26 protein-coding genes and 1 pseudogene are annotated in these 26,219 nt (G+C 72.5%); 19 read left to right on the plus strand and 8 right to left on the minus strand.

The genetic code is table 11. From position 1 onward, the window contains the following. A pseudogene (locus KM933_RS35370) lies at window positions 1-446 on the minus strand (hypothetical protein); the annotation flags it as partial. 68 nt (window positions 447-514) lie between these two features. Continuing rightward, entirely contained in the window at window positions 515-1,867 is a 1,353-nt protein-coding gene (locus KM933_RS35375) for a DUF2252 domain-containing protein (RefSeq protein WP_221360482.1), read from the minus strand. Between the two features lie 258 nt (window positions 1,868-2,125). Here KM933_RS35375 and dnaE point away from each other — a divergent pair, with 258 nt between their 5' ends. Then, on the plus strand, window positions 2,126-5,671 hold the full coding sequence (gene dnaE / locus KM933_RS35380; RefSeq protein WP_221360484.1) for a DNA polymerase III subunit alpha: 3,546 nt from the start codon (window positions 2,126-2,128) through the stop codon (window positions 5,669-5,671). 111 nt (window positions 5,672-5,782) lie between these two features. Here the strand turns inward: dnaE and KM933_RS35385 are convergent, their stop codons facing one another. Then, complete coding sequence (locus tag KM933_RS35385) at window positions 5,783-5,953, minus strand: hypothetical protein (RefSeq protein WP_221360486.1); 171 nt, start codon at window positions 5,951-5,953, stop codon at window positions 5,783-5,785. A 243-nt stretch (window positions 5,954-6,196) separates the two neighbouring features. Here KM933_RS35385 and KM933_RS35390 point away from each other — a divergent pair, with 243 nt between their 5' ends. The 4 genes from KM933_RS35390 (at window position 6,197) to KM933_RS35405 (ending at window position 10,222) form a co-directional block, all read left to right on the plus strand. Beyond that, complete coding sequence (locus KM933_RS35390; RefSeq protein ID WP_221360488.1) at window positions 6,197-7,426, plus strand: NYN domain-containing protein; 1,230 nt, start codon at window positions 6,197-6,199, stop codon at window positions 7,424-7,426. A gap of 180 nt (window positions 7,427-7,606) precedes the next feature. Beyond that, window positions 7,607-8,638 carry an ABC transporter ATP-binding protein gene (locus KM933_RS35395; protein WP_430727413.1) on the plus strand — a complete coding sequence of 344 codons (1,032 nt, stop codon included), beginning with the start codon at window positions 7,607-7,609 and terminating at the stop codon, window positions 8,636-8,638. Between the two features lie 71 nt (window positions 8,639-8,709). Further along, complete coding sequence (locus KM933_RS35400) at window positions 8,710-9,552, plus strand: ABC transporter permease (RefSeq protein WP_308013654.1); 843 nt, start codon at window positions 8,710-8,712, stop codon at window positions 9,550-9,552. A 34-nt stretch (window positions 9,553-9,586) separates the two neighbouring features. Further along, the gene (locus tag KM933_RS35405; protein ID WP_221360492.1) at window positions 9,587-10,222 is read left to right on the plus strand and encodes an AAA family ATPase; all 636 of its coding nucleotides are present in this window, start codon (window positions 9,587-9,589) and stop codon (window positions 10,220-10,222) included. A 230-nt stretch (window positions 10,223-10,452) separates the two neighbouring features. Here KM933_RS35405 and ybaK read toward each other — a convergent pair whose 3' ends face one another. From ybaK to KM933_RS35425, 4 genes are all read right to left on the minus strand, one after another. Beyond that, window positions 10,453-10,953 (minus strand): Cys-tRNA(Pro) deacylase, encoded by a 501-nt coding sequence (gene ybaK, locus KM933_RS35410; RefSeq protein ID WP_221360494.1) that lies wholly within the window; start codon window positions 10,951-10,953, stop codon window positions 10,453-10,455. Window positions 10,954-10,988: 35 nt separating this feature from the next. After that, entirely contained in the window at window positions 10,989-11,729 is a 741-nt protein-coding gene (locus tag KM933_RS35415) for an LON peptidase substrate-binding domain-containing protein (protein WP_221360496.1), read from the minus strand. Between the two features lie 11 nt (window positions 11,730-11,740). Continuing rightward, window positions 11,741-12,784: a hypothetical protein gene (locus KM933_RS35420; protein WP_221360498.1), complete on the minus strand. Its 1,044-nt coding sequence runs from the start codon at window positions 12,782-12,784 to the stop codon at window positions 11,741-11,743. A 172-nt stretch (window positions 12,785-12,956) separates the two neighbouring features. After that, the gene (locus tag KM933_RS35425; RefSeq protein WP_221360509.1) at window positions 12,957-14,537 is read right to left on the minus strand and encodes an oxidoreductase; all 1,581 of its coding nucleotides are present in this window, start codon (window positions 14,535-14,537) and stop codon (window positions 12,957-12,959) included. A gap of 212 nt (window positions 14,538-14,749) precedes the next feature. On the opposite strand from KM933_RS35425, the gene hisD reads away from it, so the two are divergent. From hisD to hisF, 8 genes are read left to right on the plus strand one after another with little or no spacing between them, the layout of a single operon-like run. Continuing rightward, window positions 14,750-16,072 (plus strand): histidinol dehydrogenase, encoded by a 1,323-nt coding sequence (hisD, locus tag KM933_RS35430; RefSeq protein ID WP_221360511.1) that lies wholly within the window; start codon window positions 14,750-14,752, stop codon window positions 16,070-16,072. Window positions 16,073-16,107: 35 nt separating this feature from the next. After that, window positions 16,108-17,298: a histidinol-phosphate transaminase gene (locus tag KM933_RS35435; RefSeq protein WP_221360581.1), complete on the plus strand. Its 1,191-nt coding sequence runs from the start codon at window positions 16,108-16,110 to the stop codon at window positions 17,296-17,298. Further along, window positions 17,295-17,888 (plus strand): imidazoleglycerol-phosphate dehydratase HisB, encoded by a 594-nt coding sequence (hisB, locus tag KM933_RS35440; RefSeq protein WP_221360513.1) that lies wholly within the window; start codon window positions 17,295-17,297, stop codon window positions 17,886-17,888. Before KM933_RS35435 ends, hisB begins: the two co-directional genes overlap by 4 nt. A gap of 4 nt (window positions 17,889-17,892) precedes the next feature. Continuing rightward, window positions 17,893-18,057, plus strand: a complete 165-nt coding sequence (locus tag KM933_RS35445; RefSeq protein ID WP_221360515.1) for a hypothetical protein — start codon at window positions 17,893-17,895, stop codon at window positions 18,055-18,057. Continuing rightward, entirely contained in the window at window positions 18,054-18,752 is a 699-nt protein-coding gene (gene hisH, locus KM933_RS35450) for an imidazole glycerol phosphate synthase subunit HisH (protein WP_221360517.1), read from the plus strand. The genes KM933_RS35445 and hisH overlap by 4 nt, the downstream gene beginning before the upstream one ends. A gap of 3 nt (window positions 18,753-18,755) precedes the next feature. Beyond that, entirely contained in the window at window positions 18,756-19,481 is a 726-nt protein-coding gene (gene priA / locus KM933_RS35455) for a bifunctional 1-(5-phosphoribosyl)-5-((5-phosphoribosylamino)methylideneamino)imidazole-4-carboxamide isomerase/phosphoribosylanthranilate isomerase PriA (protein ID WP_221360519.1), read from the plus strand. Further along, entirely contained in the window at window positions 19,478-19,888 is a 411-nt protein-coding gene (locus KM933_RS35460) for a RidA family protein (RefSeq protein ID WP_221360521.1), read from the plus strand. The genes priA and KM933_RS35460 overlap by 4 nt, the downstream gene beginning before the upstream one ends. Beyond that, complete coding sequence (hisF, locus tag KM933_RS35465; protein ID WP_221360530.1) at window positions 19,885-20,640, plus strand: imidazole glycerol phosphate synthase subunit HisF; 756 nt, start codon at window positions 19,885-19,887, stop codon at window positions 20,638-20,640. Before KM933_RS35460 ends, hisF begins: the two co-directional genes overlap by 4 nt. Window positions 20,641-20,700: 60 nt before the next feature. Here hisF and KM933_RS35470 read toward each other — a convergent pair whose 3' ends face one another. Beyond that, window positions 20,701-21,336 carry a TIGR03085 family metal-binding protein gene (locus KM933_RS35470; protein WP_221360532.1) on the minus strand — a complete coding sequence of 212 codons (636 nt, stop codon included), beginning with the start codon at window positions 21,334-21,336 and terminating at the stop codon, window positions 20,701-20,703. Window positions 21,337-21,458: 122 nt separating this feature from the next. Here KM933_RS35470 and hisI point away from each other — a divergent pair, with 122 nt between their 5' ends. From hisI to trpC, 6 genes are all read left to right on the plus strand, one after another. Beyond that, window positions 21,459-21,914, plus strand: coding sequence for a phosphoribosyl-AMP cyclohydrolase (gene hisI, locus KM933_RS35475; RefSeq protein WP_221360551.1), 456 nt, complete (start codon window positions 21,459-21,461; stop codon window positions 21,912-21,914). Window positions 21,915-21,925: 11 nt separating this feature from the next. Then, window positions 21,926-23,428 (plus strand): anthranilate synthase component I, encoded by a 1,503-nt coding sequence (locus KM933_RS35480; protein ID WP_221360569.1) that lies wholly within the window; start codon window positions 21,926-21,928, stop codon window positions 23,426-23,428. A 104-nt stretch (window positions 23,429-23,532) separates the two neighbouring features. Further along, window positions 23,533-24,174 carry a TIGR02234 family membrane protein gene (locus KM933_RS35485; RefSeq protein ID WP_221360571.1) on the plus strand — a complete coding sequence of 214 codons (642 nt, stop codon included), beginning with the start codon at window positions 23,533-23,535 and terminating at the stop codon, window positions 24,172-24,174. A gap of 172 nt (window positions 24,175-24,346) precedes the next feature. Continuing rightward, a complete protein-coding gene (locus tag KM933_RS35490; protein ID WP_221360573.1) occupies window positions 24,347-24,580 on the plus strand; it encodes an HGxxPAAW family protein in 234 nt (77 codons plus the stop codon). Between the two features lie 85 nt (window positions 24,581-24,665). Further along, complete coding sequence (locus tag KM933_RS35495; protein ID WP_221360575.1) at window positions 24,666-25,109, plus strand: DUF2752 domain-containing protein; 444 nt, start codon at window positions 24,666-24,668, stop codon at window positions 25,107-25,109. A 156-nt stretch (window positions 25,110-25,265) separates the two neighbouring features. Beyond that, complete coding sequence (gene trpC, locus KM933_RS35500; protein WP_221360577.1) at window positions 25,266-26,075, plus strand: indole-3-glycerol phosphate synthase TrpC; 810 nt, start codon at window positions 25,266-25,268, stop codon at window positions 26,073-26,075. The last annotated feature ends 144 nt before the right edge of the window (window positions 26,076-26,219 follow it).

Consider the following 26,219-nt stretch of genomic DNA (forward strand, 5'->3'; position numbering starts at 1 on the left):
ACGCCGACGTGCGCGCCGAGCAGCAGCCAGGCGGCGCCCGGGTCGGCCTGCGCGAGCAGCGCCGCGGCGGGCGTGACCTCGCCGCCCGTCACCCGGGCCAGCGGGGCGCCGACCTCGCCGCCGCACAGCACGTCGAGACCGACCGAGCGCAGCGGGCCGGTCACCGGCCCGCCCGCCGCGCCGTAACAGGCGTGCTGGCCGGCGGTGAACAGGGTGTCGGCGGCCAGCTCCAGCGGGACCAGCAGGGCGGCGATCCGCCCGAAGCCGCGCTCCCGGCCCGCCAGCGCGTACGCGACGACGAAGACCGCACCGGCGATCGCGGCCACGGTGGCCAGCGGCAGGGGAGCCCGGGACAGCAGCACGTGCGACGCGGTGCTGAGCGTCACGACCAGTGCCGTGAACAGCGCCGCGCGCACGGCTCTGAGCGGGGTCCCGGATATGTCCATAGCACTGATGAGTCTGTCACGTACTCCGGTAAGGGACCCCTAAAGGGTTCCTGTGGGTGTCCGGACGGCTACAGACCCGGAATGCGTCCGTTACGGAACAGGTCCACGAAGATCTGGTGGTCGCGGCGTGCGCGGGCGCCGTAGTCGTGTGCGAAGTCCACGAGGAGGTCCGCGAAACCGGCCTCGTCGCCCGCGATCGCCGCGTCGATGGCGCGCTCCGTGGAGAACGGCACCAGCTCCGAGTGGCCGCTCTCGTCGTCCGCGGCGGCGTGCATGGTGGCGGTGGCCCGGCCGAGGTCGGCGACGACCGCCGCGATCTCCTCCGCCTCGTCGATGTCGCTCCAGTCGAGGTCCACCGCGTACGGCGAGACCTCGGCGACCAGCTGGCCCGCGCCGTCCAGCTCGGTCCAGCCCAGCCACGGGTCGGCGTGCGCCTGGAGCGCGCGCTGGGAGATCACCGTGCGGTGCCCCTCGTGCTGGAAGTAGTCGCGGATCGAGGGGTCGGTGACGTGGCGGGAGACGGCGGGGGTCTGGGCCTGCTTGATGTAGATCACCACATCGTTCTCCAGGGCGTCGGTGGCGCCCTCCAGGAGGATGTTGTACGAGGGCAGGCCGGCCGAGCCGATGCCGATGCCGCGGCGGCCCACGACGTCCTTGACCCGGTAGGAGTCCGGGCGGTCCAGGGAGGAGTCCGGCAGCGTCTCCAGATAGCCGTCGAAGGCGGCCAGGACCTTGTAGCGGGTGGCCGCGTCCAGCTCGACGGAGCCGCCGCCCGGCGCGAAGCGGCGCTCGAAGTCGCGGATCTCGGTCATCGAGTCGAGCAGTCCGAAGCGGGTCAGCGAGCGCGCGTCCCGCAGGACGTCGATGAGCGGGCCCTGCGCGGTGTCCAGCGTGAAGGGCGGCACCTCGTCGCTCTTGGCGCCCGTCGCGAGGGCGTGGATGCGCTCGCGGTAGGCGGCCGCGTACGTCCGTACGAGGGCGGTGATCTGCTCGTCGCTCAGCGCCTTCGCGTAGCCGATCAGGGCCACCGAGGCGGCGAGGCGCTTGAGGTCCCAGGTGAAGGGGCCGACGTACGCCTCGTCGAAGTCGTTCACGTTGAAGATCAGCCGGCCCTGGGCGTCCATGTACGTGCCGAAGTTCTCGGCGTGCAGGTCGCCGTGGATCCACACCCGGGAGGTGCGCTCGTCCAGGTACGGTCCGCCGTACGCCCCGCCGTCGCCCCGTCCGCCGCTCTCCTGCCCCAGGTCGTGGTAGAAGAGGTTCGCCGTCCCGCGGTAGAACGCGAACGCCGAGGCCGCCATCTTCCGGAACTTCACGCGGAACGCGGCCGGGTCGGCGGCCAGCAGGTCGCCGAAGGCGGTATCGAAGACGGCGAGGATCTGTTCGCCGCGCTGCTCGGCGCTGAGCTGCGGAACCGACATCGCTGGGTGCCTCCTGGTGCAGGTACTGCATGACGAATGGGACGGAACGTGCCGTCCGGCGGAACGGATGTCTCCGTCACCGTCCAACGCACGGGGGGTCCCGGGAGTGCCCGTTCCCCCCGCACGAAGGTACGGGGGGAAGCGCTCCTCGTGTCGGTCCGCGGGCATAGACTTCGTCGCTGTCCCCCGGACTGTCCGCAGCCCGCCGGAAGCCCGTCGGAAGCCCGACGGCATATGTTCTTCTTGGAGGCCCAAGCCGTGTCGAAGACGCCGTTCACGCACCTGCACGTCCACACCCAGTACTCGATGCTGGACGGTGCCGCGCGGCTGAAGGACATGTTCGACGCCTGCAACGAGATGGGCATGAGCCACATCGCGATGTCCGACCACGGCAACCTCCACGGGGCGTACGACTTCTTCCACTCGGCCAAGAAGGCGGGCGTCACGCCGATCATCGGCATCGAGGCGTACGTCGCGCCCGAGTCGCGCCGCAACAAGCGCAAGATCAAGTGGGGTCAGCCGCACCAGAAGCGCGACGACGTCTCCGGCTCCGGCGGTTACACCCACAAGACGATCTGGGCGGCGAACAGGACGGGTCTGCACAACCTGTTCAGGCTCTCCTCGGACGCGTACGCCGAGGGCTGGCTGCAGAAGTGGCCCCGCATGGACAAGGAGACCATCTCCCAGTGGTCCGAGGGCCTGATCGCCTCCACCGGCTGCCCCTCCGGCGAGCTGCAGACCCGGCTGCGCCTGGGCCAGTTCGACGAGGCGCTGAAGGCGGCCGCGGAGTACCAGGACATCTTCGGCAAGGACCGGTACTTCCTGGAGCTGATGGACCACGGCATCGACATCGAGCGCAAGGTCCGTGACGATCTGCTGCGGGTCGGCAAGAAGCTCGGCATCCCGCCGCTGGTGACCAACGACTCGCACTACACGTACGAGCACGAGGCCACGGCCCACGACGCGCTGCTGTGCATCCAGACCGGCAAGAACCTCTCCGACCCGGACCGCTTCCGCTTCGACGGCGGCGGCTACTACCTGAAGTCGACGGACGAGATGTACGCCATCGACTCCTCGGACGCCTGGCAGGAAGGGTGCGCGAACACGCTCCTGGTGGCCGAGCAGGTCGACACCACCGGCATGTTCGAGGCGAAGAACCTCATGCCGAAGTTCGACATCCCCGAGGGCTTCACCGAGGTCACCTGGTTCCAGGAGGAGGTGCGCCGCGGCATGGCGCGCCGCTTCCCCGGCGGCGTCCCCGACGACCGCCAGAAGCAGGCCGAGTACGAGATGGACGTCATCATCCAGATGGGGTTCCCGGGGTACTTCCTCGTCGTCGCCGACTTCATCATGTGGGCCAAGAAGCAGGGCATCGCGGTCGGCCCGGGCCGCGGCAGCGCGGCCGGCTCGATCGTCGCCTACGCCATGGGCATCACCGACCTCGACCCGATCCCGCACGGCCTGATCTTCGAGCGGTTCCTGAACCCCGAGCGCGTCTCCATGCCCGACGTCGACATCGACTTCGACGAGCGCAGGCGCGTCGAGGTGATCCGGTACGTGACCGAGAAGTACGGCGCCGACAAGGTCGCCATGATCGGCACGTACGGCAAGATCAAGGCGAAGAACGCCATCAAGGACTCCGCGCGCGTGCTGGGCTACCCGTACGCGATGGGCGACCGGCTCACCAAGGCGATGCCCGCCGACGTCCTCGGCAAGGGCATCGACCTGAACGGCATCACCGACCCCTCGCACCCGCGCTACAGCGAGGCCGGCGAGATCCGCGCGATGTACGAGAACGAGCCGGACGTCAAGAAGGTCATCGACACCGCCAAGGGCGTCGAGGGCCTGGTCCGGCAGATGGGCGTGCACGCGGCCGGCGTGATCATGTCCAGCGAGCCCATCGTCGACCACGCCCCCATCTGGGTGCGGCACACCGACGGCGTGACCATCACCCAGTGGGACTACCCGCAGTGCGAGTCGCTGGGCCTGCTCAAGATGGACTTCCTGGGCCTGCGCAACCTCACCATCATGGACGACGCCGTCAAGATGGTGAAGGCCAACAAGGGCATCGACCTGGAGATGCTCGACCTGCCGCTGGACGACCCCAAGACCTTCGAACTGCTCTGCCGCGGTGACACCCTCGGCGTCTTCCAGTTCGACGGCGGCCCGATGCGCTCCCTGCTCCGCCAGATGCAGCCCGACAACTTCGAGGACATCTCCGCCGTCTCGGCCCTCTACCGGCCGGGCCCGATGGGCATGAACTCGCACATCAACTACGCGGAGCGCAAGAACGGCCGCCAGGAGATCACCCCGATCCACAAGGAGCTGCGGGAGCCGCTCGAAGAGGTCCTCGCGGTCACCTACGGCCTGATCGTCTACCAGGAGCAGGTGCAGAAGGCCGCCCAGATCATCGCCGGGTACTCGCTCGGCGAGGCCGACATCCTGCGCCGCGTGATGGGCAAGAAGAAGCCCGACGAACTGGCGAAGAACTTCACCATCTTCCAGGCCGGCGCCAAGAAGAACGGCTACAGCGACGAGGCCATCCAGGCCCTGTGGGACGTCCTGGTCCCCTTCGCCGGCTACGCCTTCAACAAGGCCCACTCCGCCGCGTACGGACTCGTCTCCTACTGGACGGCGTACCTCAAGGCCAACTACCCGGCCGAGTACATGGCCGCCCTGCTCACCTCCGTCAAGGACGACAAGGACAAGTCGGCGGTCTACCTCAACGAGTGCCGGCGCATGCGCATCAGGGTGCTCCCGCCGAACGTGAACGAGTCCGAGCAGAACTTCGCCGCCCAGGGCGACGACGTGATCCTCTTCGGCCTCTCCGCCGTCCGCAACGTCGGCACGAACGTCGTCGAGTCGATCATCCGCAGCCGCAAGGCCAAGGGGAAGTACGCCTCCTTCCCCGACTACCTCGACAAGGTCGAGGCGGTCGCCTGCAACAAGCGCACCACGGAATCCCTCATCAAGGCCGGCGCCTTCGACACGATGGGGCACACCCGCAAGGGCCTCACCGCGCACTTCGAGCCGATGATCGACAACGTGGTGCAGGTCAAGCGCAAGGAGGCCGAGGGGCAGTTCGACCTCTTCGGCGGCATGGGCGAGGAGGACAGCACCGAGCCCGGCTTCGGACTCGACGTGGAGTTCACCACCGACGAGTGGGACAAGGCGTACCTGCTCGCCCAGGAGCGCGAGATGCTCGGCCTGTACGTCTCCGACCACCCGCTCTTCGGCCTGGAGCACGTGCTGTCCGACAAGGCCGACGCGGGCATCGCCCAGCTCACCGGAGGCGAGCACGGGGACGGCGCGGTCGTCACCATCGGCGGCATCATCTCCGGCCTCCAGCGCAAGATGACCAAGCAGGGCAACGCCTGGGCCATCGCCACCGTCGAGGACCTCGCCGGATCCATCGAGTGCATGTTCTTCCCGGCCACCTACCAGCTGGTGTCCACGCAACTCGTCGAGGACGCGGTGGTGTTCGTCAAGGGACGCCTCGACAAGCGCGAGGACGTCCCCCGCCTGGTGGCGATGGAGCTGCAGGTCCCGGACCTGTCGAACGCCGGCGCCAACGCGCCCGTGATCCTCACCATCCCGGCCCTGAAGATCACCCCGCCGATGGTCAGCAGGCTCGGCGAGATCCTCAGCCACCACAAGGGCGAGAGCGAGGTGCGGATCAGGCTCCAGGGCCCCAGCAGGACCACGGTCCTGAGACTCGACCGGCACCGGGTGAAGCCCGACCCCGCGCTCTTCGGCGACCTGAAGGTGCTGCTGGGCCCGGCCTGCCTGGCGACGACCGCCTGACCGCCGCGCCCCCCTTCCGGGGAGGGCGGGCCGGACGAGCGCGAGGGGCGCACCCGTGCACGGGTGCGCCCCTCGGCGTGTGTCTGGGCCGGAAAGGCCCGCGCGCCCGTCTCAGTTGTGGCCGAAACGCTTCTGGTGCTTACGGGCGACATCGGCGGGACTGCCCTGGATCTGCGACACCGGCGACTGCTGCGCCGGCGCCGGGGACTGCTCCTGCGCACGCTCGGTCTGTGGCGAGCGGTCCTGCTCGCCGCCCTGTTTGCGGTTCCTGTTCTTGGCCATGGTGCTGCCTCCTACGGGGGATTAGGGGGCCAGGGGCCATCAGAAGCCCTCTGGAGCCGGGATCAGACTCACATAGGCTGAGGAGCCGCGCATTTCGGAGAATTACCGTGCGTGACAAGGTCTGTGGCCGGGTGATACCCCGATCCGCCACGCCGAAGATCGAGTTCCGGCCGTTAACCTCCGCGAGGTCGGGCAGACTCGAAGCAAGCCCGAAGCAAACCTCCCGGAAAGAGGGTGGATCGCGTGGACCGTTGCATTGTCCTGGTGGACGCCGGTTATCTGCTCGGGGCCGCTGCCAGTCTCCTCGCCGGGGAACCCTCGCGATCCCGGATCACCGTCGACCACGCCGCCCTCATCCAGGGGCTGCGCGAGCGCGCCGAGTCCGAGACGGGCCGGCCCCTGCTGCGCATCTACTGGTTCGACGGGGCCCCCGACCGCGTACCGCAGCCGGAGCACCGCAGGCTGCGCGTGATGCCCCGGGTCACGGTGCGCCTGGGCGCGCTGACCCGCAGCGACGGGCGGTGGGCGCAGAAGGGCGTCGACGCCGCGATGCACGCCGAACTCACGGAGCTGGCGCGCAACCGGGCCTGCTCCGACGTCGTGCTCGTCACCGGCGACGGGGACCTGCTGCCCGGCATGATGGCGGCCAAGGAGCACGGGGTCGCCGTGCACCTGTGGGCCGTGCAGGCCGCGGACGGCGACTACAACCAGTCCGAGGACCTGGTCGCGGAGGCCGACGAGCGGCGCGTGCTGGACCGGATCTGGATCACCCGGGCCGTCCGGGCCAAGGAGCTGGGCGGGATCTGCGCGCCGCCGCCCGTGCCGCGGCCCGAGATCGCCGCGATCCTCTCCGCGCCGCTGCCCGAGTCCGCGCTCGGCTCCGGGGAGGAGCGGTCCGCGGAGGAGACCGAGCACGCGCAGGCCGCGCCGGGCGAGAACGGCACGCCGGCGCGGGTGCCGGCCGCGAAGGTCGTGCCGACGCCGAAGGACCTGGCGGCGCTGCGCGCTCCCGCTCCCGCCCCCGGGGCGCAGACGCCGCAGCATCCCGCGAACGCGACGCTGCGGTGGTCCTCCGACAAGGGGTGGGTCGACCGGCCCGGCGCCACCGCCGAGACCGCGGAGGCCGCGCTGCTGCCGACACTCGCGCAGCTCACCTCGGCCGAGCAGCGGTGGGCCGACCGCGAGGAGGACATCACCACGGTGGGCGGTGATCCGTTCGAGGTCGGGCAGGTGTTCGCGCGGCGGTGGATGGAGCGGCTCTCCGACCAGGCGCAGCTGCAGAAGCTGTCCACGATGTATCCGCGGGTGCCGCACCGGATCGACGGGGAGCTGCTGCGGTACGCGGCGCGGTTCGGGCTGCTCGCGCACAAGGACGACCAGATCGACGAGCACGACCGGTATGCGATCCGGGCGGGGTTCTGGCGGGAGATCGAGGCGCGGACCTCCGCGGAGCACGCTCCCGCGGGGGAGTAGGGCGCCTTTTGCGGGTGGGCCTTCGGGGCGGTGCGGCGGCTGCCGGGCGGGTGCGGGCCGGTCGCACAGTTCCCCGCCCCCCTTCGGGGCGTCCCCGAAGGGGGGCCGGACCGGGTGATATCGGGTGTATGGCCGCCCCGGGCGTCGTCCGGAGGGCGGGACCCCGTAGTCTCGGGTCTCGTGAGCATGCGCACCGCACAGGTAGTCCGGGACGGGCACGGCGGGGATGTCGTGTGCGCGGTGCGGGACCTCACGAAGACGTATCCGGCGGTGCGCGGGCGCCGCGGAGCACCCGGCACGCCCGAGGTGCGGGCCACCGACGGGGTGCGGCTCGACATCCGGCGCGGTGAGATCTTCGGGCTGCTCGGGCCGAACGGCGCCGGCAAGACCACCCTCGTCCGCCAGCTGACCGGGCTGATGCGCCCCGACCGCGGCACGGTCGAGATCCTCGGGCACGACATCGTGCGCCACCCCGAGCGGGCGGCGCGGATCCTCGCGTACCTGGGACAGGAGTCCACCGCGCTCGACGAGCTGACCGTGTCGCTCGCCGCGGAGACCACCGGACGGCTGCGCGGACTCGACGCGCGCGACGCCCGGGCCGAGCGGGACGCGGTCCTGGAGGAGCTGGGGCTCACCCCGCTGGCCGCACGGCCCCTCAAGAAGCTCTCCGGCGGGCAGCGCCGGCTCGCCTGCTTCGCCACCGTACTCGTCGGCGCGCGGCCCTTCCTCGTCCTCGACGAGCCGACCACCGGCATGGACCCCGTCGCCCGCCGCGCCGTCTGGGGCGCCGTCGACCGGCGCAGGGCCGAGCACGCCACGACGGTCCTCCTGGTCACCCACAACGTCATCGAGGCCGAGACCGTGCTCGACCGGGTCGCCGTGCTGGACCGGGGCCGCGTCATCGCCTGCGACACCCCTTCCGGGCTGAAGGAGCAGGTCGCCGGCGAGGTGCGCCTCGAACTGGTCTGGCGCGAGCGCGCCCCGCTCGACGTGCCCGAGGTCGCGGCCCTGCGCGACGGCGCCGTAGAGTCGGGCCGTCGCTGGTCGCTGCGGCTCTCCCCCGAGGAGGCCCGCGCGGCCGTCGCGGCGGTCACCGGCGGCGCCGCCTTCGCGGCCCTGGACGACTTCACGCTCGCCACCCCGAGCCTGGAGGACGTGTATCTGGCACTGGGCGGCAGCGCCGGAAGCGCACGGGGGCTGGTCAAGGCATGAGCACGCGGGTCCCCGCAGCCGTACGGAACAGGTACAAGGACGACAGCCGAAGCGAACAGGAGCCGCTCGACGTGAGTGTCGTACCCGCCGAGGTCCTGCCCGGCGCAGCCCGCGCGGACGTGAACCGGGGCGCGGACACCGGGGAGGGAGCGCGTGCCGTGGCCGCGCTCGGGCCGCGCGCGCGGCTGTGGCCGGCGCTGGCCGCCGTCTACCGGGCGCAGCTCTCCCGGGCCCGGGTGGCGCGGATCCCGCTGCTGTTCGTGGCGACCTTCCAGTCCGTCGGGATCATGGTCCTGATGCGCGGGGTCGTGGACGGCGGCGACGAGGCGCGGGCCGTGGTCGCCGGTTCGTCGGTCCTCGTGGTCGCGTTCGTCGCGCTCAACCTGCTCGCCCAGTACTTCGGCCAGCTGCGGGCCAGCGGCGGCCTCGACCACTACGCGACGCTGCCCGTGCCGCCCGCGGCCGTCGTGCTCGGCGCGGCCGCCGCGTACGCCTCCTTCACCGTGCCCGGGACGTTCGTGACGGCCGTCGTGGGCAGCGTGCTCTTCCAGCTGCCGCTGACACACCTGTGGATCCTGATCGCCGTCGTCCCGCTCGCGGGCGCCGCGCTCGCCGGCCTCGGGGCGGCCCTCGGGCTGCTCGCGCCCCGCCCGGAACTCGCCACGCTGCTCGGTCAGTTGGGCATGTCGGCCGCGCTGCTGCTCGGGGTGCTGCCGCCGGACCGGCTGCCGACGGTCGTCCAGTGGGCCCGTGACCTGCTGCCCTCCACCTACGGGGTCGAGGCGCTCGGGCTGACCTTCTGTCCCGACCCCGACTGGGGTGTCGTCCTGCTGGACCTGGCGGTGTGCGCGGGGGTCGGCGTCGTCTCGCTGGCCGTGGCGACCTGGGCCTACCGCCGGGCGGCCGTCCGGTGACGCGCCCGGGAGGCGGGCCTGGCACGATGTCAGTGTGACCGCACCGCTGACTCCGCCCCCGCCGCCGAACCACCAGCCGCCGCACGACGCCTGGCAGGCGCCGCCCGCCGGATACGGGTCCGGTCACGGGGAGGACGGTCCCGGGATGAGGACGGAACTGCGCGAGGCCGTGGTCGTCACGGCCGCGATGGCGCTCGGCGGAGTGCTGCTCGGTGTCCTGTGGTGGTGGCTGGCGCCGCACGTGCCGCTCGTCTCGGACAGCACCACGGTCTACCTCAAGGACACGGAAGGGGAGCAGGCCATCGGTGTGGACGGCACGTTCACCCTGCTGGCGCTCGCGTTCGGCCTGGTCAGCGGGGTGGTCGTGTTCCTCCTGCGGCGCCGGGGCGGTATCGCGCTGGTCGTCGCGCTCACCGTCGGCGGCATCCTCGGCTCCCTGCTCGCCTGGCGCCTGGGCATATGGCTCGGCCCCACCCGGGACGTGGCCGCGCACGCCAAGGAGGTGGGGGTGGGCGTCACCTTCGACGCCCCCCTGGAGCTGGGCGCGAAGGGCGCGGTACTGGCCTGGTCCTTCTCGGCCCTGCTGACCCACCTGGGCCTGACGTCCCTCTTCACCCCGAAGGACCCGGACCCCTTCGAGTCGCCGTGTCCCCCGGCCCCCAAGATCTGAAGAGCGTCCCCGAGGGGGCGCGGGGAACCGCGCGATCGGCCACGGCGAAACCCGCGGACGACACACCGGCCCGCGGCAACCTCCCGCGGCGACCTCACGAACCCGGCAGAGCGTTCACGCGGGGCGCCGCCCGTGATTCGCCCGCCCCTTCCTGATCCGCCACTTCCGCTTGCGCGTCCTCTTCGACATGTCCTCGGTGCTTAACCGAGAATCCCGCCCCCGTCGAGGGGTCACGCACGCCCGATGGGCGCCACCACCGCGTCCGTGAGCCTCACGAGGTCCTCCGGGGCCAGCTCGGCCTCCAGCCCCCGCCGCCCCGCCGACACGCAGACGGTGGCGTGCCCGCGCGCGGACGCGTCCAGCACCGTACGGAGCCTCTTGCGCTGGCCGAGCGGGGAGATGCCCCCGCGGACGTACCCGGTGGTGCGCTCCGCGGCGGCCGGGTCGGCCATCGCGGCCCGCTTGCCGCCCACCGCCGCCGCCAGCGCCTTCAGGTCGAGGGAGCCCGCCACGGGCACCACGGCGACCGTCAGTTCCCCGTCGACGTCCGCTACCAGCGTCTTGAAGACCCGGTCCGGCGACACGCCCATCGCCTCGGCCGCCTCCTCCCCGTACGAGGGGTGCGCCGGGTCGTGCTCGTAGGAGTGGACCGTGAACGCGACGCCCGCCGAGGCGAGCGCGACGGTCGCCGGTGTGCCGCCCGGCTGCTGCTTCTTCGACTTCTTCGCCAAGGGATCCCTCTCACGGCTCGGGACGGTGCTCGGGTTCAGTTGAGGCTCGTCGGCCCGCGCGTCAGCTCCGCCGCGGGCAGCGACGGCAGATTGCGGATGATCGCGGTCTCGGCCCGCAGCAGCGTCAGCTCCTCGCGCAGCCGGGACGCGGTGTCCGGCGCCTGCAGCAGCCGCTGCTTCGCCGGGACGTCGAGCATCGCCGCGGCCGCCACCAGGTACGAGACGACGGCCGGCTCGTCCGGCAGGTCGGCGCCGGTCGACAGGGACCGCTCGCGGGCCCCCGCCAGCCGCTTCTGGTACTGCCGGAAGGCGCGCAGCACCCCCTCGGCCAGCGCTCCCGCCTCCTCGCCGGGCTCCTCCGCCAGTTCCTCCAGCTCGGCCGTCAGATAGGGCCCGGAGGCGTCCACGGAGAGCAGCCGTACCCGGACCGTCCCGGTGGCCAGCACCTCGAAGCCGCCGTCGGCGCGTTCCCGGACGGTCGCGGCGTCGGCGACGCAGCCCACCGCGTGGAATGCCTTCAGGGGGTCGTCGCCGAAGCCCGCCGAGGGCCCGCGCCGCGGCAGGGCCGTCCGGTCGGGCATGCCGGGCGAGGTGGCCGCGACCTCGTGGCCGTCGCGGATGGCGACGACGGCGAACCGGCGGGGTTCGTCCTCGGGGGTCTTCAGCAGATCGCGCATCATGGCGCGATAACGCTCCTCGAAGATGTTCAGGGGCAGGACGAGCCCGGGGAACAGCACCGAGTTCAGCGGGAAGAGGGGAAGCCGGACGGTGGTCACGACGCGAAATCCTAATGGTCACCGCGGGGCCCGCGTCCGCCGTGCCCACCCCTCGGATGCGGGAGATCCCTCCTCCGTGCCCTCAGGGGCCTCTCCGAGGCCACCTGGAGCCTGATCCCGTCGCGCAGTTCGAGGAACTGGCCCAGCGGGTCGTCCGAGAGGCGGTCCCACGGGAACGAGGTGGCGTACGGGCCGATCCGGCGCAGCTGGTCCAGCGCGTCCTCCCAGCGGTCCAGCCGGATCAGCACGTAGACGAGCAGGTTGCGCGCCTCCGCGGGCCACGGGTCGGCGTCCGGGTACTCCCGTGAGAGGGCGACCGCCAGGTCGGCCGCCGCGTGGAGGCGCTCGCGGGGCACGGCGCCCCCGCCGTCCTCCATGAGGTACGCGAAGGCCGCGCGCACGGGCAGCGCCTGGACCAGGGAGCCGGGCAGGGCGTCCCGCGCGGCCCGCTCGGCGAAGTCGAGGCACGCGTCGTGCGAGCCGTGCCGGGCGGCGCACAGGTACCGCAGGGCGGCGACATGGCAGCCGTAGTGGTGCGGGGAGCGGCGGACGGCCTGCGCCCACACCCGCTCGAACTCGGTCCGCGGCGCGTCCGTGCCCCGGGCGTGGTCCAGCGCGATCCGCCAGGGCACCGGGTCGCGCGGGTCGCCCTCGGCGGCGGCGGAGACCAGCGGCGCGATCCGGCGCAGCAGCTCGGCGCGGGCGGGTGAGCGCCGGCCGCGGCACAGCGCGAGCTCGGCCCCGACGAGCGTCGCGTCCGGGTCGTGCGGGGCGGCGGCGCGCCAGTCGTCGAACCACTCGCCGCGGGAGAGGGCGAAGGCGGCGAGGCGGGCCGTGTACCGGTCGCGGTTCTCCCACTCGGCGCCCTCGCGGGTGGCGCGGAGCAGTGCGGCCGCGGCGCCGAAGTCGCCGCGGCCCGCCGCGACCAGGGCGGGTCCGAGACGCTCGTCCGGGGCGTCGAGCAGTACCTCGTCGTCGTCGGGCAGACCGGCGGCGAGGCCCGAGGTGTTCCGCGCCATCCGGACCGTACGGATGAGCGCTCGCAGCAGTGGCATGGTGCTGCTCATTGAAATCCGCAGGTCGGAGGTGTGCCAGAGGATGTTCGGTGACGCTTTCGTAACCGTGTTCCGGTTGCTTCGGAGAGGGTCAAGGATGGGTAAAAGGTGACTGGTCATCAGGCACCGGGCAGCTGTCGGGCAGGTGTACGGGCCCGGCCGCGAGGGTGGTTCAGGTCCGGCGGAGCGTCCGGGTGGCGCCCGCCGCCACCGTCGTCGCCAGGACCCAGCCGAGGAGGACCACCACGGCGGACAGCCACTGCCAGCCGCCGTGCAGCTGCCAGAAGCCGACGTGGCCGAGGTCGATGACCGGCAGCAGCAGGTCCAGGGCGAACAGCGAGGGGTTCCACGGCGGGTGCTCGCCGTGCTTGAGCGGCGGATGGTCGGCGTGCGCGAAGGCGAGCGACGCCGTCGCCCACAGCACGGTCATCCAGACGGCCGCACGCCCCGGCCGGTATCCGTAGGCGACCGTCCAGTCCTGTACGTACCCCCAGAGCTTGGTCGCGACCGGCAGGTTCTCGCGGCGGTGGCGCTGCTTGGCGAGCAGCACCTCGCGCGCGCCCTCGTCCTCGCCGCTGCTGCGCAGCACCGTGGCGAGGCGCTCGTACGGCTCGGGGTTGTACTCGGGAGTGGCCGCGGCCACCCACTGCAGGCGCCGCTCCAGCGGGAACGGGCCCCGCGGCACCAGGTACTCGTACTGGAAGCCGCCCATCTGGAGCTGGCCCGCGCCCGGCCAGCTGGACGCCTGGTCGACGAGGGTGACCACCCGCGCGCCGTTCAGCACGATGCGTCCGTACTGCGGGCGCCGGCCCAGGAACCGCAGTTCGGGCACCTGGACGCGGCGCAGCGAGACCTCCTGGTCGTCGCGCAGGATGAGGCGGGCCTGCTCGAAGTCCACCGCGTCCCCGAACCGGCCGTCGTCGAGCCGGATCCCGCCCTCGCACTCGAACCGCTGCATCCGGGTGCCGTGCGCGGGCGTCCGGCCGCTGGTGAGCACGGGGTCGCCGACGCCCGCGGGCGTCAGGTACACGGTGCGCTCGACGGTCAGCTGCGGTGCGTTCAGCGCCCGGCGCCCGTAGGGGTTGGTCAGCCTGCTGCCGCGCAGGCTGAGCGAGACGCCCACCTTCGCGCCGCGCAGGCTCAGTTCCCCGTACGACTCCATCATCTCGGCCTGGAGGTCCTGGCCGACGGTCATCCCGTCGCCGACCAGGGAGTTGTCGCGCCGGTCCCGGTGGATCACCGTCTGGTTGAGGAGCAGGTCCGTGCCGATCTGCGCGTCGGTGAGGCGGACGCCGTGGTGGAAGCGGGAGCGCGGCAGGTGCAGATCGCCCTCGGTGTGCAGCCGGGCCGCCTCCAGTCGCGGTATCGCGCAGTCCACCAGCCGCACCGTCGTGAACCGGGACTCCGGCAGCAGGATCTCCTTCTCGAAGCGGCAGCCCTTCATCTCCAGGTACGGCTCGACGGTGCCGCCCGCCAGGTCGAGCGGGCCGACGATCTGCACCCCGGTCAGCTTGAGGGAGGACACCCGGCCGTCGAGGGCGGGCGGGCCGTCCAGCAGCAGCCAGCACACGATCCGGGCCCGCACGGTGCGCTCCGGCCCCCAGGGGTGCCCGCCGTGCGGGTCGTCGAGGAGGGGGTCCCCGGCCCGCAGGTCGTACATGCTGCCGTTGCGGAACGCCTGCCACATGCCGACCTCGGCGCTGTTCAGGTCGTCCGGCAGCTCTCCGGCGCGAAGGCCGGGCCCGTCGGTCACGATGTCCACTTTCCCCTTTGCTACTCGCGGGTTTCGTACAGCTGTCCATGTGATGCCCACTGGGTCACCGCTTGAAAGCTGAGAGTGACGACAGTGACTCTCAGTAATGGAAAGGGGTTGGATCGGGCCATGCGCCGACCGGGGGCCGCGCCGCGTATCAGCGATTGATACAGGCGTCCGGCCCCCGGTGGCGGTCTGAGAGAATTGACCGTGTGATCTCTCGAATCGATCTGCGCGGCGACGCCCTCCCCGAGGGCGCCGCCCTGCGCGACCTGCTGCCCCGAGCCGACTTCGACGTCTCGGCCGCCCTGGAGAAGGTGCGTCCGATCTGCGAGGCCGTGCACCATCGGGGCGACGCGGCGCTGATCGACTACGCGGAACGGTTCGACGGCGTGCGCCTGGAGTCCGTCCGGGTCCCCGCGCAGGCCCTCACGGACGCGCTCGACGGACTGGACGGAGCCGTCCGCGCGGCCCTGGAGGAGTCGATCCGCCGCGCCCGCATCGTCCACCGCGAGCAGCGCCGCACCACGCACACCACCCAGGTCGTCCCCGGCGGCTCGGTCACCGAGAAGTGGGTGCCGGTCGGCCGCGTCGGCCTGTACGCGCCCGGCGGCCGGTCCGTCTACCCCTCGTCCGTGATCATGAACGTGGTCCCGGCGCAGGAGGCCGGGGTCGGGTCGATCGCGCTCGCCTCGCCCGCGCAGGCCGACTTCGGGGGCCTGCCGCACCCGACGATCCTGGCCGCCTGTGCGCTGCTCGGGGTCGACGAGGTGTACGCGGCCGGCGGCGCGACCGCCGTGGCGATGTTCGCGTACGGCACCGAGTCCTGCGCCCCCGCCGACATGGTCACCGGGCCCGGCAACATCTGGGTCGCCGCCGCCAAGCGCTACTTCGCGGGCCGCATCGGCATCGACGCCGAGGCCGGCCCCACCGAGATCGCGATCCTCGCGGACGACAGCGCCGACCCGGTGCACGTCGCCGCCGACCTGATCAGCCAGGCCGAGCACGACCCGCTCGCGGCCGCCGTCCTCGTCACCGACTCGGCCGCGCTGGCCGACGCGGTCGCGAAGGAGCTGGAGCCGCAGGTCGCCGCCACCAAGCACGTCGAGGACCGGATCGTCCCGGCGCTGAACGGCAGGCAGTCCGCGATCGTGCTGGTCGACGGCGTGGAGGAGGGCCTGCGGGTCGTCGACGCGTACGGCGCCGAGCACCTGGAGATCCAGACCGCGGACGCGCCCGCGGTCGCCGACCGGGTCAGGAACGCCGGCGCGATCTTCGTCGGACCCTGGGCGCCCGTCTCGCTCGGCGACTACGCGGCCGGCTCCAACCACGTGCTCCCGACCGGCGGCTGCGCGTGCCACTCCTCGGGCCTGTCGGTCCAGTCCTTCCTGCGCGGCATCCACATCGTCGACTACACGCGCGACGCGCTGGCCGAGGTCGCCCACCACGTGGTGACGCTGGCGGAGGCGGAGGACCTGCCCGCCCACGGAGCGGCGGTCAAGGCCCGGTTCGGCTGGAAGGTGCCCGGCAAGTGAGTTCCCCCGACACCGCTCCCGGCACCGTTCCCGACATCTCGCCCGGCACCCCTCCGGGCACCCCCTTCGGGATCGACGACCTCCCCGTCCGCGACGAGCTGCGCGGCAAGTCCCCCTACGGCGCGCCCCAGCTCGACGTCCCCGTCCGGCTGAACACCAACGAGAACCCGTACCCGCTGCCGGAGCCGCTCGTCGAGCGGATCACCGAGCGGGTGCGCGAGGCCGCCCGCCGGCTCAACCGCTACCCCGACCGGGACGCGGTGGAGCTGCGCACCGAACTGGCCGCCTACCTGACGAAGACCGGCGGGCACGCGGTCGGCGTCGAGAACGTCTGGGCGGCCAACGGCTCGAACGAGGTGATCCAGCAACTGCTGCAGACCTTCGGCGGGCCCGGCCGCACCGCGATCGGCTTCGAGCCCTCGTACTCGATGCACGGCCTGATCGCCCGCGGCACCGGCACGGGCTGGATCTCCGGGCCCCGCGGCGAGGACTTCACGATCGACCGCGCCGCCGCCGTCGCGGCGATCGCCGAGCACGCCCCCGACGTCGTGTTCGTCACCACCCCCAACAACCCCACGGGCACCGCCGTCCCGGCCGGGACCGTCCTCGCGCTGTACGAGGCGGCGCAGGCCGCCAGGTCCGCGACGGGCGGGGCGATGGTCGTCGTCGACGAGGCGTACGTCGAGTTCAGCCACGGCGAGTCACTGCTGCCGCTGATCGAGGGCCGGCCGCGTCTCGTCGTCTCGCGCACCATGTCGAAGGCGTTCGGCGCGGCCGGGCTGCGCCTCGGCTACCTCGCCGCCCACCCCGCGGTCGTGGACGCCGTCCAGCTGGTACGGCTGCCGTACCACCTGTCGGCCGTCACCCAGGCGACCGCGCTGGCCGCCCTGGAACACACCGACACGCTGCTCGGTTACGTCGAGCAGCTGAAGACCGAGCGGGACCGGCTGGTCGCCGGACTGCGCGCGCTCGGCTTCGAGGTGACCGAGTCCGACGCCAACTTCGTCCAGTTCGGGCGCTTCGACGGCGCGGCGGGCTCGCACGAGGCGTGGCGGCGGATCCTCGACCGGGGTGTCCTGGTCCGGGACAACGGCGTACCGGGCTGGCTGCGGGTCACCGCGGGCACCCCCGCCGAGAACGACGCGTTCCTCGACGCGGTCCGTGAGCTGCGCACACCCCCGGCGGCGGCGACCGTCCCCACACCCCCGAAGGAGCAGAGCGCATGAGCCGCACAGGCCGTGTCGAACGGATCACCAAGGAGACCTCCGTCGTCGTCGAGATCGACCTCGACGGCAGCGGGAAGGTCGACGTGTCGACAGGCGTCGGCTTCTACGACCACATGCTCGACCAGCTCGGCCGGCACGGTCTGTTCGACCTCACCGTGAAGACCGAGGGCGACCTGCACATCGACTCGCACCACACCATCGAGGACACCGCCCTCGCGCTGGGCGGCGCCTTCCGGCAGGCGCTCGGCGACAAGGTCGGCATCTACCGCTTCGGCAACTGCACCGTCCCGCTGGACGAGTCGCTCGCCCAGGTCACCGTCGACCTCTCCGGCCGCCCCTACCTCGTGCACACCGAGCCCGAGAAGATGGCGCCGATGATCGGCGAGTACGACACGACGATGACCCGGCACATCCTGGAGTCCTTCGTCGCGCAGGCGCAGATCGCCCTGCACGTGCACGTGCCGTACGGGCGCAACGCCCACCACATCGTGGAGTGCCAGTTCAAGGCGCTCGCCCGGGCCCTGCGGTACGCCTCCGAGCGCGACCCGCGCGCGGCGGGCATCCTGCCCTCCACGAAGGGCGCGCTGTAAAGCCATGAGCGGCCTCTCCACCGTACTGATCGTCGTCGGGCTCTTCCTGCTCGGCGGGGTCTACTCCTTCGTCAAGCAACAGATGCCCAAGAGCCTGATCATCCTGCTGTCGATCGGCGCGGCGATGTGTCTCGTGGCCGGTGTCCTCCGGCTGGAGGTATGGAATTGAGTACTCCGTCCGTCTCTTCCGCTTCTTCGGGTTCTTCGGGTTCCTCGGGTTCCTCGAACTCCTCGAAGCGCGTCGTCGTCTTCGACTACGGCTTCGGGAACGTCAGGTCCGCCGAGCGCGCCCTCGCGCGCACCGGGGCCCAGGTCGAGATCACCCGCGACTTCGACAAGGCCATGAACGCGGACGGCCTGCTGGTGCCGGGCGTCGGCGCCTTCGCCGCCTGCATGAAGGGCCTGCGGGAGGCGCGCGGCGACTGGATCGTCGGCCGCCGCCTCGCCGGCGGCCGTCCGGTCATGGGCATCTGCGTCGGCATGCAGATCCTCTTCGAACGCGGCATCGAACACGGGGTCGAGACCGAGGGCCTCGACGAGTGGCCCGGCTCGGTCGAGCCGCTCCAGGCGGACGTCGTGCCCCACATGGGCTGGAACACCGTGGACGCCCCGGCCGGCTCGAAGCTCTTCGCCGGCCTGGACGACGACGCCCGCTTCTACTTCGTGCACTCCTACGCCGTCCACGACTGGTCCCTGGAGACCGCCAACCCGGCGATGCGCGCACCGCTCGTCACCTGGTCCACGCACGGCAAGCCCTTCGTGGCGGCCGTCGAGAACGGCGCCCTGTGGGCCACCCAGTTCCACCCCGAGAAGTCCGGCGACGCCGGAGCGCAGCTGCTCACCAACTGGATCGGAACCCTGTAGACCATGGCCAAGCTCGAACTCCTCCCAGCCGTCGACGTCCGCGACGGCCAGGCCGTCCGGCTCGTGCACGGCGAGTCCGGCACGGAGACCTCGTACGGTTCGCCCCTGGAGGCGGCCCTCACCTGGCAGCGGTCGGGCGCCGAGTGGCTGCACCTGGTGGACCTGGACGCCGCGTTCGGCACGGGCGACAACCGCGCGCTGGTCGCCGAGGTCGCCGGTGCCATGGACATCAAGGTGGAGCTGTCCGGCGGCATCCGTGACGACGACACCCTCGCCGCGGCCCTCGCCACCGGCTGCACCCGCGTCAACCTCGGCACCGCCGCCCTGGAGACCCCCGAGTGGGTCGCGAAGGTCATCGCCGAGTACGGCGACCGGATCGCGGTGGGCCTCGACGTACGCGGTACCACCCTGCGCGGCCGCGGCTGGACCCGCGACGGCGGCGACCTCTACGAGACGCTGGAGCGCCTCGACAAGGAGGGCTGCGCGCGGTACGTCGTGACGGACATCGCCAAGGACGGCACGCTCCAGGGCCCGAACCTGGAACTCCTGAAGAACGTCTGCGCGGCGACGGACCGCCCCGTCGTCGCCTCCGGAGGCGTGTCCTCGCTGGACGACCTGCGCGCCGTCGCCGCACTCGCCCCCCACGGCGTGGAGGGCGCGATCGTCGGGAAGGCCCTGTACGCCGAGGCGTTCACGCTCGAAGAGGCGCTCGCGGCGGTGGCCGGATGAGCGCCGTGCGACGCGTCACGACCGGCGCCCCCTGGGAGGATTCCTTCGGCTACTCCCGCGCGGTGGAGCTGCCGAACGGCCTGGTCCTGGTCTCCGGCTGCACCTCCGTGGTGGACGGCGAGATCGCCGGCGGCGGCCCCTACGAGCAGGCGGTCAACTCCTTCGGCGTCGCGCTGGCGGCCCTGGGGCAGCTGGGCCTCGGCCGCGAGCACGTCGTGCGTACGCGTATGTACCTCACGCACGCCCGGGACGTGGAGGACGTCGGGCGCGCCCACAAGGAGCTGTTCGACACGGTCCGGCCTGTCTCGTCCATGATCATCGTCTCCGGTTTCGTGGACCCCGGCCTGGTGGTCGAGGTCGAGGTCGAGGCGTACCGGCCGGCGCCCGCGGAGGCACCCGCGTCATGACCCTGGCCGTACGAGTCATCCCCTGCCTGGACGTCGACAGCGGCCGGGTCGTCAAGGGCGTCAACTTCCAGAACCTGCGCGACGCGGGCGACCCCGTCGAGATGGCCAAGGTCTACGACGCCGAGGGCGCCGACGAGCTGACGTTCCTGGACATCACCGCCTCCTCCGGCAACCGCGAGACCACCTATGACGTGGTGCGGCGCACCGCCGAGCAGGTGTTCATCCCGCTCACGGTGGGCGGCGGCGTGCGTACGGGCGAGGACGTCGACAAGCTGCTGCGGGCCGGCGCGGACAAGGTCGGCGTCAACACCGCCGCCATCGCCCGCCCGGACCTGATCCGCGAGATCGCGGAGCGCTTCGGACGGCAGGTCCTGGTCCTGTCGGTGGACGCGCGCCGGACGGACACCGGGTCCTTCGAGGTGACCACCCACGGCGGCCGCGAGGGCACCGGCATCGACGCCGTCGAGTGGGCGCACCGGGCCGCCGAACTGGGCGCCGGCGAGATCCTGCTCAACTCGATGGACGCCGACGGCACCAAGGACGGCTACGACATCGAGATGATCGAGGCCGTGCGCAAGCACGTCACGGTGCCGGTCATCGCCTCCGGCGGCGCGGGCGGCCTGGCCGACTTCCCGCCGGCCGTCACGGCGGGCGCGGACGCGGTGCTGGCCGCGTCCGTCTTCCACTTCGGGGACCTGCGCATCGGCCAGGTGAAGCAGGCGCTGCGGGAGGCGGGACATCCCGTGCGGTGACGCGCCGCCGCACCGCCGGAGCCCCGGCCGCCCGGCGGCCGGGGCCGTTCGCGAAAAGGGCTACAGGCCGAGCTGCTTCGTCTCCTGGATCCTGGTGATCGCGTCCTTGTCGCCGTCCACCTCCACGTCCGCCGCGAGCTGGCGGCCGTGGGCGAACAGGAGCAGTTCGGAGGGTTCGCCGGTGACCGTCACCACGGGGACGCCGCGGTGCGCGACGGCCGTCCGGCCGTCCGGACGGCGCAGGACCAGACCGGTGGGCGCGCGGCGGCCCATCAGACGGGCCGTCCGTTCGAGGCGGGACCACAGGGCGTCCTGGAAGACCGGGTCGAGCACCCGGGGAACCCAGTCGGGCCTGGCCCGGCGCACGTCCTCGGTGTGGACGTAGAACTCGGTCGCGTTCGACGCCTCGTCCACCTGCTTGAGGGAGAACGGCGAGAAACGCGGCGGTCCCGTACGGATCAGCTGGATCAGCTCCTCGTACGGCTTCGCCGTGAACTCCGCCATCACCCGTTCGAGGCGCGGCGCGAGCTGCTTGACCAGGATGCCGCCCGCCGCGTCGGGGCGGCGCTCGCGCACCACGACGTGGGCGGCGAGATCGCGGGTGTTCCAGCCCTCGCACAGAGTGGGGGCGTCCGGTCCCTCGGCCTCCAACAGATCGGCGAGGAGAAGTCGTTCACGCTTGGCATGGGTCGACATGCCCGCCAGCCTACGACCACCCCGGCGGTCCGCCCACTTCTGCGGGCCACCGATCCCGCGGCGGCCTCTCATCCAGTGGACGCCGTCCGGGCCCGGGCCTCCGGCGCGGCACAATGGTCGCCATGACCAGCACGCCGATGCCCAGCAGGCCCAGCGGCCTGGATCCCGAGATCGCCGCCCGTCTGAGACGCGGCGCCGACGGACTCGTTCCCGCCGTCGCCCAGCAGTACGACACCGGTGAGGTGCTGATGCTCGGCTGGATGGATGACGAGGCGCTGCACCGCACGCTGACCACCGGCCGGTGCACCTACTGGTCGCGCAGCCGCCAGGAGTACTGGGTCAAGGGCGACACCTCCGGGCACTTCCAGTGGGTCAAGTCGGTCTCCCTCGACTGCGACGCCGACACCGTGCTGGTCAAGGTCGACCAGGTGGGCGCCGCCTGCCACACCGGCGACCGCACCTGCTTCGACGCCGACGTGCTCCTGAAGGAGGCCGGAGACGCCCAGGGCACGGAGGCGGCGGGCGCGGCGGACGCGGCGGGGGACGCCGGTTCCGGCGTACCGGCCGTGGATCAGTAGGGTCACCCGCCATGGACCTAGAGACCTTCCGCAAGCTGGCCACCGACCGGCGTGTCGTCCCCGTCAGCCGCAAGCTCCTCGCGGACGGCGACACACCCGTCGCGCTCTACCGCAAACTCGCCGCCGAACGCTCCGGCACCTTCCTCCTGGAGTCCGCGGAGAACGGCCGTACCTGGTCCCGGTACTCCTTCGTGGGTGTCCGCTCGGCCGCCACCCTCACCGAGCGCGACGGCCAGGCGCACTGGCTGGGCACCCCGCCGGTCGGCGTCCCGGCCGAGGGCGACCCCCTGGCGGCCCTGCGCGCCACCGTCGAGGCCCTGCACACGCCCCGCGACCTCGCCCACGACCGGGCACTGCCCCCGTTCACCGGCGGCATGGTCGGCTACCTCGGCTACGACATCGTGCGCCGCCTGGAGAAGATCGGCCCCGGCGAGCGCGACGACCTGAAGCTGCCCGAGCTCACCATGCTGCTCACCAGCGACCTCGCGGTCCTGGACCACTGGGACGGCTCGGTCCTGCTGATCGCCAACGCGATCAACCACAACGACCTCGACACCGGCGTCGACGAGGCGTACCACGATGCGGTGGCCCGCCTCGACGCCATGGAGGCCGACCTCTCCCGGTCCGTCTCGCAGCCGCCCGCCGCGCTCCCGCCGTCCGAACTCCCGGAGTACACCGCGCAGTGGGGCGGCCCCGACTACCAGGCCGCCGTCGACGACATCAAGGAGCGCATCCGGGCCGGGGAGGCCTTCCAGGTCGTCCCCTCCCAGCGCTTCGAGACGCCGTGCACGGCGAGCGCCCTGGACGTGTACCGGGTCCTGCGGGCGACCAACCCGTCCCCGTACATGTACCTCTTCCGCTTCGACGGCTTCGACGTCGTGGGGTCCTCCCCGGAGGCCCTGGTCAAGGTCGAGGACGGGCAGGCGATGGTCCACCCCATCGCGGGCACCCGGCCGCGCGGCGCCACGGTCCAGGAGGACCAGGCCCTCGCCGACGAGCTGATCGGCGACCCCAAGGAGCGCGCCGAGCACCTGATGCTCGTCGACCTGGGCCGCAACGACCTGGGGCGGGTCTGCGAGCCCGGCTCGGTGGAGGTCGTCGACTTCATGTCGATCGAGCGCTACTCGCACGTCATGCACATCGTGTCGACGGTCACCGGCCGGGTCGCCGCGGGCCGTACGGCCTTCGACGTGCTGACCGCCTGCTTCCCCGCGGGCACGCTCTCCGGCGCCCCCAAGCCCCGCGCGATGCAGATCATCGACGAGCTGGAGCCCTCGCGGCGCGGTCTGTACGGCGGGTGCGTCGGCTACCTCGACTTCGCGGGGGACTCCGACACCGCCATCGCCATCCGCACGGCGCTGCTGCGCGACGGTACGGCGTACGTGCAGGCGGGCGCGGGCGTCGTCGCCGACTCGGACCCCGTCGCCGAGGACACCGAGTGCCGCAACAAGGCCGCCGCCGTCCTCCGCGCGGTCCACACGGCCAACCGGCTCGGCGCGACCGGTTCGGGGTGAGCGATTCAGGGTGAGCGGTTCAGGGGTGCGAACCGGACATACGGGCCCGGTGCGACGCGGCTCACGTACGCCCGGGTGACGGTCCGCCCGGAGTTCGGGCGATAGTGGGGTACGTGACTGCCGTACCGAACCCCCGACCCGATGCCCCCGCGCCCGCCCGGGCCGGCCGCCGGAGCCTGGCCCTCGCCCTGCTGTCCGGCGCGCTCGGCGCGGCCCTCGTGCTGCTCGCCACCCGGCGCGGCTGGTCGGACGGCACCACGACCGTGGCCGGCGGCGAGTTCCCGCTGAGCGCGACGGGCAGCGACGTCACGGGCGTCCCCGCCGCGCTGGCGATCGTGGGGCTCGCCTCGCTCGTCGCCGTCTTCGCCGTCAGGCGGGCGGGCCGGTGGCTCGTCGCGGGGCTGCTCGCGCTCTCCGGCGCGGGCACCGTCGTCTCGGCGCTCCTCGGGGTGTCCGACAGCTCCGCGCTCGACGAGAAGGCCGCGGCGGCGACCGGTGACACGGCGGCGACCGCGGACACGATGACCCACACGGGGTGGCCGTACGTGGCCGTCGCCGGAGGGCTGCTGCTGTTCCTCGCGGGGCTGCTCGCCCTGCGCTACGGGCGGCTCTGGCCGGCCATGTCGGGGCGGTACGAGCGGGACGGCACGCCGCGTCCCCGCCGGAGCCGGGCTCCGGCCGATCCCGACCGGCCGGAGGAGATCTGGAAGGCGCTGGACCGGGGCGAGGATCCCACCGGCGCGTGAGCGGTCCCCCGGCCGCGGGTTCTTCGGCTTCTTCGGCCGCGGGTGCGTCGGGGCCGGTCGCGCGGGTTCCCCGCGTCCCTTCGGGGGCACCCCGGGCCGGGGCGCCGGCGGGGGTGCGGGACAATGGGAGTGAGCGTCCGGCTCATCCACACACAGCAACGAGGAGCAAGTCATGGCGGGCAGCAGCCACGGTCACACCCCGGCCGCCTGGACCGGTGTCATCATCGCCTTCATCGGTTTCTGCGTCTCCGGTGCCTTCATGGTGATGGCCAACCCGCTGGGCTTCTGGGCCGGCATGGTCGTCGTCGTCCTCGGCGGCGTGGTCGGCATGGCCATGCGCGCGGCGGGCCTCGGCCAGCCGAAGGGCACGCACCCGACCCACGACGTGGCGTCGGCCGAGAGCTGACCCGGGCCCCGCGGGAAGCGGGCCCGGCCCTCCGGTGGCCGCACCCGTCTCCCGCCGCGTGCGGCCACCGCCCCGGACCGGCAGAATGCGACGGGTGAACGCCGCATCCCAGAGGGCGACGCCCGCTCCCGGATCCGTACGGCAACGGCTCGCCGTGCCCGGCGGGATCCTCCTGGCCGCCGCCGCGGCCTTCGCGTACGTGGGAACCGTCGACCCGAACGAACCGGGCCACTACCCCGTCTGCCCGCTGCTCCGGTACACGGGCCTGTACTGCCCCGGCTGCGGCGGACTGCGCAGCGCGTACGCCGTCGTGCACGGGGATCCCGGGACGGCCCTCGGCGCCAACGCGGTCGCGGTGCTCGGCTTCCTGGCCGGCGCCGTGCTGTGGACCGTCTGGGTGGTCCGCTCGCTCCGGGGGCGGCCGCCGCGTGTCGATCCGAAGCCGTCCCTGCTGTGGGTACTGGGTTCGCTGATACTGGTCTTCACCGTCGTCCGGAACCTGCCGTTCGGCGGCTGGCTCCGTCCCTGACCGGCCGGCGGCGACCGGATGTGAGGTCCGGGCCCTCCTGCGGATACCATCTCGGTGACCGCCGGCCACCTCCGGCCGCACCACCGCAGAACCGCAGAACCGCTCCAACCGCAGAACCGCTTCAACCGTTCACCGTCAGGGAAGGGGGCCGCTCGCGTGAGTGTGCTCGACGAGATCATCGACGGAGTCCGTGCCGACCTCGCGGAGCGGCAGGCGCGCGTCAGCCTCGACGAGCTCAAGGAGCGCGCCGCGAAGGCCCAGCCCGCCAAGGACGGTGTCGCGGCCCTGCGCGGCGACGGCGTCAAGGTCATCTGCGAGGTCAAACGCTCCAGCCCCTCCAAGGGCGCCCTCGCCGCGATCGCCGACCCCGCCGCCCTCGCCGCGGACTACGAGGCGGGCGGCGCGGCCGTCATCTCCGTGCTCACCGAGCAGCGCCGCTTCGGCGGTTCGCTCGCCGACCTGGAGGCCGTCCGGGCCCGGGTCGACATCCCGGTGCTGCGCAAGGACTTCATCGTCACGTCGTACCAGCTGTGGGAGGCCCGCGCGTACGGCGCCGACCTCGCGCTGCTCATCGTGGCGGCCCTCGACCAGCCCGCCCTGGAGTCCCTCATCGAGCGCGCCGAGTCCATCGGGCTCACCCCGCTCGTCGAGGTGCACGACGAGGACGAGGTCGACCGGGCGGTGGACGCCGGGGCGAAGGTCATCGGCGTCAACGCGCGCAACCTCAAGGACCTCAAGGTCGACCGCGGCACCTTCGAGCGCGTCGCGCCCGAGATCCCCGCGCACCTCGTGAAGATCGCCGAGTCCGGGGTCCGCGGTCCGCACGACCTCATCGCCTACGCCAACGCGGGCGCCGACGCCGTACTGGTCGGCGAGTCCCTGGTGACCGGCCGCGACCCGAAGACCGCCGTCTCCGACCTGGTCGCCGCCGGCGCGCACCCCGCGCTGCGGCACGGACGGGGCTGACACCCCCGGTGCACGCCGACCGCCCCCTCGCCGCGACCACCCGTCCGGGCCACCGCCCCGACGGCGGTCCGGGGTGCGCGCGGTCCGTCGCCGCGGGGCCCCCGGCGGCCCGCGACCCCTACGCCCGGCTCGCCCGCGGCTGCC

The organism is Streptomyces beigongshangae, assembly GCF_019710745.1.
In the GTDB taxonomy this organism is placed as follows: Bacteria; Actinomycetota; Actinomycetes; order Streptomycetales; family Streptomycetaceae; genus Streptomyces; species Streptomyces beigongshangae.

Excerpts from the sequence above, each read along its gene's own strand:
- KM933_RS35495 (WP_221360575.1), top strand. The coding sequence starts at position 24,666 with ATGCGACGGGTGAACGCCGCATCCCAGAGGGCGACGCCCGCTCCCGGA.
- priA (WP_221360519.1), top strand. The coding sequence starts at position 18,756 with ATGGCCAAGCTCGAACTCCTCCCAGCCGTCGACGTCCGCGACGGCCAG.
- hisF (WP_221360530.1), top strand. The coding sequence starts at position 19,885 with ATGACCCTGGCCGTACGAGTCATCCCCTGCCTGGACGTCGACAGCGGC.
- KM933_RS35470 (WP_221360532.1), bottom strand. The coding sequence starts at position 21,336 with ATGTCGACCCATGCCAAGCGTGAACGACTTCTCCTCGCCGATCTGTTG.
- KM933_RS35460 (WP_221360521.1), top strand. The coding sequence starts at position 19,478 with ATGAGCGCCGTGCGACGCGTCACGACCGGCGCCCCCTGGGAGGATTCC.
- hisI (WP_221360551.1), top strand. The coding sequence starts at position 21,459 with ATGACCAGCACGCCGATGCCCAGCAGGCCCAGCGGCCTGGATCCCGAG.
- KM933_RS35490 (WP_221360573.1), top strand. The coding sequence starts at position 24,347 with ATGGCGGGCAGCAGCCACGGTCACACCCCGGCCGCCTGGACCGGTGTC.
- KM933_RS35420 (WP_221360498.1), bottom strand. The coding sequence starts at position 12,784 with ATGCCACTGCTGCGAGCGCTCATCCGTACGGTCCGGATGGCGCGGAAC.
- KM933_RS35445 (WP_221360515.1), top strand. The coding sequence starts at position 17,893 with ATGAGCGGCCTCTCCACCGTACTGATCGTCGTCGGGCTCTTCCTGCTC.
- KM933_RS35385 (WP_221360486.1), bottom strand. The coding sequence starts at position 5,953 with ATGGCCAAGAACAGGAACCGCAAACAGGGCGGCGAGCAGGACCGCTCG.
- KM933_RS35375 (WP_221360482.1), bottom strand. The coding sequence starts at position 1,867 with ATGTCGGTTCCGCAGCTCAGCGCCGAGCAGCGCGGCGAACAGATCCTC.
- KM933_RS35480 (WP_221360569.1), top strand. The coding sequence starts at position 21,926 with ATGGACCTAGAGACCTTCCGCAAGCTGGCCACCGACCGGCGTGTCGTC.
- hisB (WP_221360513.1), top strand. The coding sequence starts at position 17,295 with ATGAGCCGCACAGGCCGTGTCGAACGGATCACCAAGGAGACCTCCGTC.